Here is an 11,821-nt window from a genome sequence, read left to right as displayed (position 1 = left end):
CTTTTATTGTGAAACGAAATATGTAAGCCTGTGTTTACAGATGAAGGAATCTGCATCGCCCATGTCACAGGTCGTCAGCCTCACGTTTTTCCGCTTTGACACGGCACTCAGCCGTGCGTGGGCGCTATGGATGATGGGGGCCGCGCGTGGTCCACTTGCCCGCACACCCGACATCGGATTTTGGAAGCTGTGCGGCTCGGGCGGCGGTGAGGGTTTCACACCCCGCATCAACATCGACACGATTGCAATTCTCGCAACATGGCCCGACGCTCAGATAGCAAAAGAGCGGACAGAAACCGCCCCGATCTATCAGAAGTATCGCGCCAAAGCGTCCGAGGTCTGGACCGTGTTTATGACCACTGACACCGCACGCGGAAAATGGTCCGGCCAGACCCCGTTTGCAGTGTCTAACACAGCCGAAACAGCCGGAATGGGCGTGCTGACACGCGCCACGATAAAGCCCTCCATCATGGCGCAATTCTGGAAACGCGTGCCGCGCATTTCCGACCGCATCGGCAGCGACCCGCACGTCCTATTCAAGATCGGGATCGGCGAAGCGCCATTGATGCAGCAAATCACATTTTCGATCTGGCCAGACGCAAAATCCATGTCAGACTTCGCCCATACCGGCGCCCATGCCGACGCGATCCGCGCGGTTCGCGACGAAGGCTGGTTTCGCGAAGAACTTTACGCCCGCTTCACCCTGTTGTCCGATAGCGGCACGTGGGGCGGCACATCACCATTGAACGGACTCCGCCCATGAAACAGCCATTCCCGTTTTCTGCCATCGTTGGTCAGGATGAAATGAAACGCGCGATGATCCTGACCGCGATTGACCCGTCTATCGGTGGTGTTCTGGTGTTCGGAGATCGGGGCACGGGAAAATCAACTGCCGTGCGCGCGCTTGCCGCGTTGCTGCCGCCAATTTCCGCGGTGAAGGGCTGCCCCGTGAACAGTGCCAGCCCCGCCGATTGTCCTGCTTGGGCCAAGGTGAAAAGCAAGGTCACTCACGAGATACCCACGCCCGTTGTCGACCTTCCGCTTGGCGCGTCAGAGGACCGTGTGACAGGTGCTTTGGACATCGAGAAGGCTCTAACCAAGGGCGAAAAGGCATTTCAACCTGGTTTGCTGGCCAAGGCCAACCGCGGATATCTCTATATCGACGAGGTGAACTTGCTGGAAGATCACATCGTTGATCTGCTGCTGGACGTCGCCCAATCAGGTGAGAATGTGATTGAACGCGAGGGGCTTTCGATCCGCCACGCCGCACGCTTTGTGCTGGTCGGATCAGGCAACCCCGAAGAGGGCGAACTGCGCCCGCAACTGCTAGACCGGTTCGGTCTGTCGGTTGATGTGGCATCCCCTACAGACATTGACGAACGGATCGAGGTGATCAAGCGCCGTGATGCGTTCGAAAATGACAACGCGGCGTTTATGCTGCGCTGGCAGGCCGAGGATGCGGCGCTGCGTGATCGGATTACACATGCCCGAACAGCCCTGAAATCGCTCAAAACCCCTGATAAGACACTGCGCGATGTTGCAGAGCTTTGCATCAAATTGGGGTCGGATGGTCTGCGTGGGGAACTGACGCTGCTCAAGGCCGCCCGCGCCTACGCCGCTTTCCGCGATGATACAGCACTGACCCGTAGCCATGTGCGCGATGTGGCTGCACTTGCGCTGCGTCACCGGTTGCGCCGCGATCCGCTTGACGATGCAGGATCAGGCACCCGCGTAAACCGGATCGTGTCGGAAGTGCTTGACGCCTGATGACCCCGTGGGAGCGTGCGATAACGGCCTTGCGTCTGCTGGCGGTTGATCCCGGCCTTGGTGGCTGCGTCGTCCGTGCCCGCGTCGGCCCGGCCCGCAGCGCATTTTTGGAAGGTCTGTCGCATCTGGGACGCACCGAAGTGCGCCTGCATCCGCAAATGACTGCCGACCAGTTGCTCACCTCTGTCGATCTGACGGCCACCCTTCGCAGGGGTCAGATTATCGAAAAGCAGGGTCTATTGCAGACTAAAGACGCGGTTTTCACACTTGCGATGGCGGAAAGAAGTGACAGTTTTATCACCACCGCCCTTGCCGCCCTGAGGGACCGCGACGCTGATGCGGTCATCGTGGCACTTGATGAAGGCGCGACCGAAGACGAGGCTGTGCCAGCCGCCCTTGCCGACAGGCTGGCCTTCCACATTTATCTGGATGACGTGGCCTTATCGGACCTGACCGATATCATCTGGACACCGTCCGCGCATAAGCCTGCACAGGCCTTAGATCATGTAACAGACCAGTTGGTCACATTGGCGGTCCGGCTCGGGATCACAAGCCTCCGCGCGGTCGGATTCGCGTTGCGCTGCGCAAAGGCTGCGGCAAGTTTGAATGGACGGACTATCGTCACTGCTGATGATGTGGCCCTGGCCGCTGAACTTGTTCTCGCCCCACGTGCAACGCAGGTGCCGCAAGACGATGACACACCAGAACCGCCACCTGCAGATACGGACGCCTCGGACCCCGCGCAGGGTGAACCGGAAGAATTGACCGCAATTCCAGACGATATCCTGCTTGACGCTGTGAAGGCCGCTCTGCCGGCTGGATTGCTGGAGAATGATGGAAAAAAGGCATCCGTGAAGAGCAGCGGTTCAGGGGCCGGCCACAAACAGATTGGCAACCGGCGCGGCAGACCCCTGCCCGCGCGACAAGGGCGACGCGATCCATCTGGCCGGATCGACATGATGGCAACGCTGCGGGCCGCGATCCCGTGGCAGACGTTGCGCAAGCGCGACATGCCCGATCGCACCGGTGCGATAATTCTGCCCGCCGACCTGCAAACTAAGCGGTATGAGGACAAATCCGACCGCCTCCTGATTTTTGCAGTCGACGCATCCGGATCAGCCGCACTTGCCCGCTTGAACGAAGCCAAAGGCGCGGTGGAGCTTTTGCTTGCCGAGGCTTATGCACGCCGCGATCACGTCGCTCTCATCGCATTTCGTGGTGACAGTGCCGAGGTTCTTCTGCCGCCCACGCGGTCATTGGTGCAAACCAAACGGCGCTTGGCCGACCTGCGCGGCGGTGGTGGCACGCCCCTTGCCAGCGGGCTGATCGCAGCCGGTGAAATGGCGCAAACCGCGCGCCGCAAGGGCCTGTCACCGATGATTATCGTGCTGACAGACGGGCGCAGCAACGTGGCACTTGATGGCACGGCCAATCGCGCAACCGCCGCCGACGATGCACAATCCACGGCCCGCCAACTGGCCGCGCTTCAGTTTGATGCGATGGTCATCGATACGGGCAAACGACCCGAAAAGGCCCTGAAAACCCTTTCACAGACACTGAATGCGGCATATGTCGTGATGCCACGTGCTGATGCAGCGGGCCTGTCACAGGCAATCAGCGCCCAGATGGACAGCTGATGGACTGGGCCCGCCACGGTGCCAACTGGCCGCACGTCAATGCCTCCCGCTTTGTCCTATGTAAGCCCCACAAATGGCACGTTCAGGAAATGGGCGAAGGTCCTCTGCTGTTGCTGATCCACGGCGCAGGCGGCGCCACGCAAAGCTGGCGGCATCTCGCACCGATCCTTGCACGCGACTTTCGCGTGGTCATGATCGACCTTCCCGGACAGGGATTCACCAAATTGGGCGCACAATCCCGCTGCGGGCTTGAGGAGATGAGCACGGATTTACGCGCGCTTATGATGCAAGAAGGCTTGACGCCAAAGGCGCTGATCGGTCATTCGGCCGGTGCCGCAATCGCCCTGCGCATGGCGGAAGATTTGCACCCCGCACCACTGGTAATCGGGATCAACGCGGCCTTGGGGAATTTCAAAGGGCTGGCAGGCGTCCTGTTTCCGATTATGGCCAAGACACTAGCAAATTTGCCTTTCGTCGCCGAATTTTTTACCGCCTCCACCGCGCGACCGAAATCCGTTGAACGTCTGATCGATGGCACGGGTTCGGTCCTGCCAGCGTCTGATCGGGTGTTCTATGAACAGCTTGTCAGCGACAAAGCCCATGTGAACGCGACGCTTAAAATGATGGCGCAATGGGACCTTGATCCGATTCTCGCGCGACTAGATCATCACCCGTCGCAGACCTTGCTAATCACCGGCGACAAGGATCGCGCCGTGCCGCCCGATACGTCTGCCAAGGTCGCGAAACGAGTGCCAAACGCGGCACATGTTTCGCTGCCCAATCTGGGTCATCTCGCCCACGAGGAAGACGCAGTTGCAGTTGCGGAACCGCTTCTTGCGTTCCTGAAAGCGTCCTAACCTCCCCTGACCGTTTCGATCATGAGCTGTACGTTATCTGGATCTGCGTCTGGCGTGATGCCGTGTCCGAGGTTGAAGATGTGGGGGCCTTTTGAGAGGGCTTGGCAGATGCGGCGTGTTTCCGCGATCAGATCGTCGCCGCCGGTGACCATGTGGGAGGACTTCAGGTTGCCTTGCACGCAGCCGCCGGTCTGCACGTTTGCGGCGGCCCATGCGGCATCCACGCCGTCGTCAATGGCGATGCAGTCCGCGCCGATGGCCGCGTGGGTGCCGGCGTAACGCTCACCCGCGCCACGCGGGAAGGCGATGATCGGCGTGTCGGGGTGCTTGGCCTTCAGCGCGGCTGTGATCTGCGCCATCGGCTTGATCGAGTAGTTGATGAAGTCGTCGTCTTTTAGCGATCCGGCCCAGCTATCAAAAAGCTTCACCACTTCAGCGCCTGCATCAATCTGCGCGCTCAGATAGTGGATCGTGGCCTGCGTGATCCTGTCTAGCACCGCTTCGAACAGCGGGGTGTTCTCGGCCTTCAGCGCATGCGCTGGGCCTTGATCCGGCGTGCCCTGCCCCGCGATCATATAGGTCGCCACCGTCCACGGCGCACCGGCAAAGCCGATCAGCGTGGTCTCGTCAGGTAGCTCACGGCTCAGGATTTTCACCGTCTCGTAGACCGGCGACAGATGGTCGTGGATCGCAGCCGCCGGCTTGAGTTTGTCAAAGTCGCCTTGGCTGGTGATCGTCGACAGCCGCGGCCCCTCGCCCGTCACAAACCACAGGTCAGCCCCCAGCGCCTGTGGCACCAGCAGAATATCCGCAAACAGGATCGCCGCATCAAACCCGTAGCGCCGGATCGGTTGCAACGTCACCTCTGCCGCCAGATCAGGATTATAACACAACGACAGAAAGTCACCCGCCTGTGCACGGGTGGCCTTGTATTCGGGCAGATACCGGCCTGCCTGCCGCATCATCCAGATGGGCGGTGTGGGCAGCGTTTCACCGGCAAGGGCGCGCAGAATGGTCTTTTGTGCAGTCATAGGGGAGATGTCCTAAAGAGGCCTTAACAGGGGCGAGAGAAGTTGCCCCACCTTGCACCGACAGGCCATGTGGACACAACAGTTGTCAGGCCAGATTGACGGCTTTAGGAATGGCGTAACACGTAAGGAAACGCCCATGCCACTTGATCTGCCCACCCCTGCCAAACCGCTGATGATCGGCACGCGCGGCTCCCCCCTTGCGCTGGCGCAGGCGCACGAGACACGGTCGCGGCTGGCCCATGCGTTTGACCTGCCGTTCGAGGCCTTCACCATCGTTGTGATCAAGACCACGGGCGACAAAATCATCGACCGGCCCTTAAAAGAGATCGGCGGTAAGGGTTTATTCACCCGCGAGATCGAAGATGCGATGTTGAAGGGAGAGATCGACATCGCGGTCCACTCGATGAAGGACATGCCGACGCTGCAACCGGATGGTCTGCTGCTGGATACCTATTTGCCGCGCGAGGATGTGCGCGATGCGTTTATCTCGCCCACGCACGGCGCGCTGGCTGACTTGCCGGCTGGCACGGTTGTGGGCACGTCATCCTTGCGCCGTCGGGCGCAGCTGAAGCTGCGGCGCCCCGATCTTGAGGTGGTGGAGTTCCGCGGCAACCTGCAAACGCGGCTGATGAAGCTGGACCAGGGCGTGGCTGCGGCGACGTTCCTTGCGATGGCCGGTCTGAACCGATTGAAGATGGACGAGGTGTCAGCCACCGCGATCAGTGAGGACGACATGCTGCCCGCCGTGGCCCAAGGCGCCATCGGGATCGAGCGCCGCATGGACGACACCCGTGTGGCCGAGATGCTCGAGGCGATCCACGATCTGGAAACCGGACAACGCCTCGCCGCCGAACGCGCCTTCCTCAAAGCCCTCGACGGATCATGCGAAACACCCATCGCGGGGCTGGCAGTGCTGGACGGCACCACCCTCACCCTGCGCGGCGAAGTCCTCCGCCCAGACGGATCAGACGCCATCAGCGACACCGCCACATGTGCGATTGCAGACGGCCCAGACGCAGGCGCGCAGATGGCAGCCAAGATGCTCGCAAAAGCAGGCGAAGGGTTCTTCGACTGGCGGGGGTGAAATGACAAAAGGCGGACCAATCGCCCGCCTTTTGCATCGATCAATCAAATGAAATCAGGCAACCGCGTGGGCGATGGCGCACTGCTTCCAAAGGGCGGTCAGCGCGGCCAGCAGGTGTGCGATATCCTCATCCGTGTGAAGCGGTGACGGAGTGAAACGCAGACGCTCGGTCCCTTTTGGCACGGTCGGATAGTTGATCGGCTGCACGTAGATGCCCCATTCATCCATCAAATAGTCGGCCAGCATTTTGGTCTTAACCGGATCTTTAATCATCACGGGCACGATGTGGCTGAGGTTGTGCATGTGCGGAATGCCAGCGGCATCAAGGCCAGCGCGCAGTTTGGCGACCTGTTCGCGCTGCTTCATCCGCTCGCTATCTGATTGCTTGAGGTGCGCAATAGACACACGCGCGGCGGCGGCTACGGCGGGCGGCAGGGCGGTTGTGAAGATGAAGCCGGAGGCGAAGCTGCGAATGAAATCACATAGAGCGGCTGAGCCTGTGATGTAGCCGCCGACGACGCCGTAAGCTTTGCCAAGCGTGCCTTCGATCAGGGTGATGCGGTCCATCAGCCCTTCTTGCTCGGCGACGCCACCACCACGTGGACCATAGAGGCCGACCGCGTGGACTTCATCAAGATAGGTCATCGCGCCGTATTTTTCGGCCACTTCGACAATCTCGCGGATCGGGGCGATGTCGCCGTCCATGGAATAGACCGACTCGAATGCGACGATCTTGGGTGTGTTGGCAGGCAAGGCTGCCAGTTTTGCCTCAAGATCGGCAACGTCGTTGTGGTTCCAGATCACTTTGTCAGCGCGCGAATGGCGGATGCCTTCGATCATGGAGGCGTGGTTGCCGCTGTCGGACAGGATGACACACCCTTCAAGGCGTGACCCCAAAGTAGAGAGAGCCGCCCAGTTGGACACGTAGCCGGAGGTGAAAAGCAAAGCCGCCTCTTTGCCGTGCAAATCGGCCAGTTCAGCCTCAAGCAGCAAGTGGTCGTGGTTCGTGCCCGAGATATTGCGTGTGCCGCCCGCCCCCGTACCCGTACGCTGCACCGCCTCACACATGGCGTCCATCACAACGGGGTTCTGGCCCATGCCAAGGTAATCGTTTGAACACCACACCGTCACGTCGCGCACTTCACCATCTTGGTGGTTCGCGGCGCGAGGGAATTTACCACACTGGCGCTCAAGCTCGGCAAAGTAGCGGTAGTTGCCTTCGGATTTCAGCGTATCAAGCTGGGCTTGGAACAGGTTGTCAAAGTTCATGTGGTTTTCCTTTGGTCGTGTTTGGCGCGGGCAACATCCAGCGCCAGAGTTTTGCGTCGGGCAATGGGATGACCATCAGCCAGTGTTCAAGGGCGGCCAAGGCGGCCATGGCGGTGAGCAGGGCAAAGCCCACCATTTGTGCGGAGGTTTCCGCCGCGATCAGGCGTTCGGCAAAGCAGGCGGCGGTGATTGACAGAAACGTCACGCCGACGGGGAATGCGGCCGAGATATTGCCTTGGCGGAAGTAGGATTTGAGGTGCTGCAAGGGCTGCGGCACAAATTCGGTATTTATCCGCGGAACGCCGAAAAAGAGGTTCAGCTTTGCGGAAATGCGGGCGGTGAACAGGATCACATAGGTCCACAGGCCAACGGTGTTTTCGGTGCCTGCGGTGATAGCGACGATGGCCAGCAAAGCCAGTAGCAGCAGGTATTCGTGGTAGGCGAGCGTCTGGAAGGCGCGAACGAAGCGGTCCGTGCCAGAGAGACCCGGCGGGCATGCGCGCTTTTCAGGGCCGGTCACAACGCCCGCAAGGAACGCCAGTTCGATCCAACCCCAGATCAGCAGGACGGACAGGAACGCAATGTAGATGTTGGCCACCGTCGCCTCGCCCGACACCATCAAGCCAGCAAAACCCAGCGCCATGAGCGGGATCGTCAAAAAGACGGAACGCCCGTGCGCGACTGCCGCCCCTTTGTCGGACTTGCGCACGATCAGCAAAATCGCTCCGGTGAAGAACCACCAGGCGAAAATTGCGATCATCGCGGCTGTCCAAGGGGCGGCGAGCATTAGTAGGCAGGCTCCATCACTGGGCTTTCAGGCGTTTCATTCGGGATCGACGGGATCGTGTAGAGCGCCGCAAAAGCGTAGGCGGCTTTGGCCATGCCCGCGATGCGCGACGCGGTTCCGGCGATACCGCCCTTTGCCTTACCTTCGGCGACCTGCACCGACGCACGCTCCATCCGGTCAAGGTTGGGCAACCAGCGCGGGTGGTCGATGTCGAGCGTCAACGGGAACACCTGCTTGGAGATGTCGAAGGTTTTGCGGAACACTTCCTGTCCGTACCACGACGTATCAACGCCCAGCGCCTCGTGGAACAAGGGGCGCTGATGATCACGGACCCACATGGTGGAGCTAAACGCCACAAGGAAGAACTTGATCCACAGCTTGTTGGTAAAGGTCGAGGTCAGCTTGGGGTCGGTTTTCATCAGCAGGGCGAATGCCTCACCGTGCGAAAACTCGTCATTGCACCATTCGCGGAACCACTTGAAAATCGGGTGGAAGCGATGTTCCGGGTGCTTTTCAAGGTGGCGGAAGATTGTGATGTAGCGGGCGTAGCCGATCTTTTCCGACAGGTATGTGGCGTAGTAGATGAATTTTGGACGGAAGTAGGTGTACTTCTTTTTCTGGGTCAGAAAACCAAGGTTCACGCGGATGCCAGCCTCGCGCAGGGCGTCGTTGATGAAGCCTGCATGGCGGGCTTCGTCACGAGCCATGAGTTGAAACAGGGTTGTGATATCTTCGTTGGAACCGCGACGCTTCATCTCTTTGTAAAGCACGCAGCCTGAAAATTCGGCAGTGCAGGACGACACGAGGAAGTCGATAAACTCGGCCTTCAGCGCAGGGTCCATACCGTCCCAGTCTGCTTCCCATTCGTCGGTTTTCTTGAAGTGACCTTTGTTGGGGTCAGACTTCATCTGCGCAATCAGGGCGTCCCAGTCTTTGCGTACAGGGGTCACGTCAATCGCGTCCATTTCGGCGAAATCGGTGGTGTAGAATCGTGGCGTCAGCAGGGTGTTCTGCATCGCCAGTTCGGTCGCCTGTTCGGACGTGATGGTGGCGTTATCCAGCGCGTCTTGTGCGGCAATCGCCTCCTCTGCGGTATCGGCGAAAGCGGAGTGTGTTGGCTTGTTCATGACAGCACCTCATCGGAAAAAGAAAACTCGCACAGTTCCATGAATTCGAAATCACCCGTGGCGCGGGTCCAAAGCTGTTCAAGGCCTGATGCGCGGGTGATGGTTGCCATGCGGCTTTCTTCGACCAGTTCACCGTAGGCGGCCATGATCTCGGGCCCCTGCACTTGCACGGTATCGCCCGGATTGATGGTGGCACCATTGGTGAATTTCACATGTGCCGAAAGCTCTTCAAAGCGGTGCGAGATCGTGACGATGCACGGCGCGGTTTCTTTGGTTCTGGTAAAAAATCCCATGTTGGTTGTCCCTTTTATCGTCTTGGTTTCAATCGAGCAGGCTGGCGAAGGCTGCTACGTTGTCTTGACCGTATCCAATCAGTTCGATGGACCAGCCGGTGGCGGGGTCGATAATGGCGGTATGCCCGTTTTCGCGGCGCACGAGGCGCAGCGGGTCGTTGGAGATGATGTCCTGCACGATCCGTTCGCGGGTGACGGAATTCCAGATCACGTCGATAAAGCCGGCCTTGTCATCGCTTGAATGGGCGATGATCGTGCCTGTCGGATCAATGATATTCACACCGTCAGAGCGGTTGCCCTCAAGCGTAATCGCAACCTCTTTGATGACGGGACTGGTATCGCGCACACCTGTCAGCGGCTGATCGGTGACCTTGGCAAAGGTTACGAGGGCCACGCTTGCGAACATCAGACCGAACATGGCGCGGACCAGAAACAGTGGGACCATCTCGCGGTCGCGATGCTTCATCTGGTTGGCAAGGGATGAGGAATTGTTCATGTCATCTACTCCGCTGCCATTGCATCTGTGGGTTGGGTCATGCGTGTCACCTGCGGCGTAGATACGCGGGTCTCTGCCGCTTCAGCAAAAAGTGCTGCCACCCGTGCTGCGTCAGGAATGGCGCGGAATGCGGGCTGTGTGCGGGTAAAATGCCATGGCCGTGTATGGGGCCATGTCATGAGATACGAAATCCGGTCATCCCCGATCAATTCAAACGCGATGGTGCCGATCCCCGATTTGCGGACCGACGCATTCGCATTACCGATGCAGACATAAGGCAGGTTCAACGTCATCGTCAGCGCCGCACCGATACGCATGGCGACGCGTTTGTTGGTGAGCGTATAAACTGTGCTGCGCGCCTGTACCGCGGCAAGACCAATCAGCAGCAGCGTGACAATCGCACCCGCAATCAGGAAAGGCACACCGTGGGCCATGGCAACTGTTAGCGGGTAATCTGCCGATGACACACCAACGCGCCATACCGCCAGCAATGCAAAATAGCCGATGATCCAGTTCAGCTTGTAGGCATCCTTGGCCAAGCGCAGCGTGTTGGGTGCGCCTTGCCAGATGATATGTTCATCCTCCGGCAATGCCTCTGGCAGGCCGCGAACCGGTTCGAATTTGAAATCGTCGTGATGCATTGTCCTAGTCCCTTTGATCGTGCGGCCGGACCCTGGCGAGGGGCCCGACCTGCGTGGTTTAGATAAGTGGATCGATCCGGTTCTTGTCGGCGTAAAGCGTGCCGCCACCGAAGTAGGCCATGATCTTTTCCTCTTCGAGAAGCGTGACCTCGTCCGTGCCCTTGATCTTTGGCACAGCCGCAAAGTGTTCACCGTAGATCGAGCGCACGACCACGCGGTCGGTGCCGATCTTGGCAAAGTTCATGGGGATCAGGCACGTATTGCCCGACCCTTCGGGGTTCAGATCAACGGCAAGGAAACGCACCAGCTGCTCTGGCACGTCGACCCACATGTCCGTCACGCGGCCTACAATCTCGCCGTCACCGGCAACAACGGCCAAGCCACGCGGATCGCGTCCGGCAGACACATTGAAGTCCGGCAGGCTTGCCATAGGCTTGATCTTGGCGTGACCGTGCGCATCCAGTTCGGGGTGATCCTCGCGCGGGGCCCAAGCAGCCGGACCAACACCGTCAACCATCGGATTTCCAGTGGGCACATAGGGTGAACCGGCGGCAACGGATGTGCGCGCAAGGGCCAGATTATCACGATCACCGCGCTGGCCCGATGGCACCGTCAGCTCACCACGACCATGCGGCAGGTGGAAAGTCTTGTCCTTGGGCACAGGGAACGGACCCTGGTTTGGCGCGGGATCACCGTCGTCTGTTTCCAGCGGATAGCCTTCGCGCATGTTTTCCGTTTGCAGGTAGTAAACCAGCAGCGCGAAAAAGATCCAGAACATCCAGATCGCGGCGCTGGCCAGATCGAAGTTTCCGAAAAATTCATTACCAACCAT

At 59.4% G+C, this 11,821-nt stretch carries 13 protein-coding genes; 5 read left to right on the top strand and 8 right to left on the bottom strand.

Annotated elements, in window-relative coordinates; all coding sequences use genetic code 11:
- Positions 1-61: 61 nt before the first annotated feature.
- Genes crtA through bchO form a run of 4 tightly spaced genes read left to right on the top strand, consistent with a single transcriptional unit; the run spans position 62 to position 4,261 of the window.
- On the top strand, positions 62-763 hold the full coding sequence (crtA, locus tag V8J84_RS01995; protein ID WP_339929056.1) for a spheroidene monooxygenase: 702 nt from the start codon (positions 62-64) through the stop codon (positions 761-763).
- Entirely contained in the window at positions 760-1,767 is a 1,008-nt protein-coding gene (gene bchI / locus V8J84_RS01990) for a magnesium chelatase ATPase subunit I (protein WP_339927922.1), read from the top strand. Before crtA ends, bchI begins: the two co-directional genes overlap by 4 nt.
- A complete protein-coding gene (locus V8J84_RS01985) occupies positions 1,767-3,404 on the top strand; it encodes a magnesium chelatase subunit D (protein ID WP_339927921.1) in 1,638 nt (545 codons plus the stop codon). The genes bchI and V8J84_RS01985 overlap by 1 nt, the downstream gene beginning before the upstream one ends.
- Entirely contained in the window at positions 3,404-4,261 is an 858-nt protein-coding gene (bchO, locus tag V8J84_RS01980; protein WP_339927920.1) for an alpha/beta fold hydrolase BchO, read from the top strand. Before V8J84_RS01985 ends, bchO begins: the two co-directional genes overlap by 1 nt.
- Here the strand turns inward: bchO and hemE are convergent.
- Positions 4,258-5,292: a uroporphyrinogen decarboxylase gene (hemE, locus tag V8J84_RS01975; RefSeq protein WP_339927919.1), complete on the bottom strand. Its 1,035-nt coding sequence runs from the start codon at positions 5,290-5,292 to the stop codon at positions 4,258-4,260. The genes bchO and hemE overlap by 4 nt on opposite strands.
- A 136-nt stretch (positions 5,293-5,428) precedes the next feature.
- On the opposite strand from hemE, the gene hemC reads away from it, so the two are divergent.
- Positions 5,429-6,376 carry a hydroxymethylbilane synthase gene (gene hemC / locus V8J84_RS01970; RefSeq protein WP_339927918.1) on the top strand — a complete coding sequence of 316 codons (948 nt, stop codon included), beginning with the start codon at positions 5,429-5,431 and terminating at the stop codon, positions 6,374-6,376.
- Positions 6,377-6,430: 54 nt separating this feature from the next.
- Here the strand turns inward: hemC and hemA are convergent, their stop codons facing one another.
- The 7 genes from hemA to puhA are packed head-to-tail and all read right to left on the bottom strand — an operon-like array spanning position 6,431 to position 11,821.
- The gene (gene hemA, locus V8J84_RS01965) at positions 6,431-7,645 is read right to left on the bottom strand and encodes a 5-aminolevulinate synthase (RefSeq protein WP_339927917.1); all 1,215 of its coding nucleotides are present in this window, start codon (positions 7,643-7,645) and stop codon (positions 6,431-6,433) included.
- Entirely contained in the window at positions 7,635-8,432 is a 798-nt protein-coding gene (puhE, locus tag V8J84_RS01960; RefSeq protein WP_339927916.1) for a putative photosynthetic complex assembly protein PuhE, read from the bottom strand. Before puhE ends, hemA begins: the two co-directional genes overlap by 11 nt.
- The gene (acsF, locus tag V8J84_RS01955) at positions 8,432-9,559 is read right to left on the bottom strand and encodes a magnesium-protoporphyrin IX monomethyl ester (oxidative) cyclase (protein WP_339927915.1); all 1,128 of its coding nucleotides are present in this window, start codon (positions 9,557-9,559) and stop codon (positions 8,432-8,434) included. Before acsF ends, puhE begins: the two co-directional genes overlap by 1 nt.
- Complete coding sequence (locus tag V8J84_RS01950) at positions 9,556-9,852, bottom strand: hypothetical protein (RefSeq protein ID WP_339927914.1); 297 nt, start codon at positions 9,850-9,852, stop codon at positions 9,556-9,558. Before V8J84_RS01950 ends, acsF begins: the two co-directional genes overlap by 4 nt.
- A 28-nt stretch (positions 9,853-9,880) precedes the next feature.
- Positions 9,881-10,348: a photosynthetic complex assembly protein PuhC gene (gene puhC, locus V8J84_RS01945; protein ID WP_339927913.1), complete on the bottom strand. Its 468-nt coding sequence runs from the start codon at positions 10,346-10,348 to the stop codon at positions 9,881-9,883.
- A 5-nt stretch (positions 10,349-10,353) separates the two neighbouring features.
- Complete coding sequence (puhB, locus tag V8J84_RS01940; RefSeq protein ID WP_339927912.1) at positions 10,354-10,989, bottom strand: photosynthetic complex putative assembly protein PuhB; 636 nt, start codon at positions 10,987-10,989, stop codon at positions 10,354-10,356.
- Between the two features lie 58 nt (positions 10,990-11,047).
- Positions 11,048-11,821, bottom strand: a complete 774-nt coding sequence (gene puhA / locus V8J84_RS01935) for a photosynthetic reaction center subunit H (RefSeq protein WP_339927911.1) — start codon at positions 11,819-11,821, stop codon at positions 11,048-11,050.

It is taken from the genome of Yoonia sp. 208BN28-4 (assembly GCF_037543925.1).
Classification (GTDB): Bacteria; Pseudomonadota; Alphaproteobacteria; order Rhodobacterales; family Rhodobacteraceae; genus Yoonia.
Note: the sequence above shows the minus strand (reverse complement) of the source record. Positions and strands in the feature narration are given on the sequence as shown.

Coding starts and splice junctions, on each gene's coding strand:
- crtA (WP_339929056.1), top strand. CDS start 62: ATGTCACAGGTCGTCAGCCTCACGTTTTTCCGCTTTGACACGGCACTC.
- bchI (WP_339927922.1), top strand. CDS start 760: ATGAAACAGCCATTCCCGTTTTCTGCCATCGTTGGTCAGGATGAAATG.
- V8J84_RS01985 (WP_339927921.1), top strand. CDS start 1,767: ATGACCCCGTGGGAGCGTGCGATAACGGCCTTGCGTCTGCTGGCGGTT.
- bchO (WP_339927920.1), top strand. CDS start 3,404: ATGGACTGGGCCCGCCACGGTGCCAACTGGCCGCACGTCAATGCCTCC.
- hemE (WP_339927919.1), bottom strand. CDS start 5,292: ATGACTGCACAAAAGACCATTCTGCGCGCCCTTGCCGGTGAAACGCTG.
- hemC (WP_339927918.1), top strand. CDS start 5,429: ATGCCACTTGATCTGCCCACCCCTGCCAAACCGCTGATGATCGGCACG.
- hemA (WP_339927917.1), bottom strand. CDS start 7,645: ATGAACTTTGACAACCTGTTCCAAGCCCAGCTTGATACGCTGAAATCC.
- puhE (WP_339927916.1), bottom strand. CDS start 8,432: ATGCTCGCCGCCCCTTGGACAGCCGCGATGATCGCAATTTTCGCCTGG.
- acsF (WP_339927915.1), bottom strand. CDS start 9,559: ATGAACAAGCCAACACACTCCGCTTTCGCCGATACCGCAGAGGAGGCG.
- V8J84_RS01950 (WP_339927914.1), bottom strand. CDS start 9,852: ATGGGATTTTTTACCAGAACCAAAGAAACCGCGCCGTGCATCGTCACG.
- puhC (WP_339927913.1), bottom strand. CDS start 10,348: ATGAACAATTCCTCATCCCTTGCCAACCAGATGAAGCATCGCGACCGC.
- puhB (WP_339927912.1), bottom strand. CDS start 10,989: ATGCATCACGACGATTTCAAATTCGAACCGGTTCGCGGCCTGCCAGAG.
- puhA (WP_339927911.1), bottom strand. CDS start 11,821: ATGGTTGGTAATGAATTTTTCGGAAACTTCGATCTGGCCAGCGCCGCG.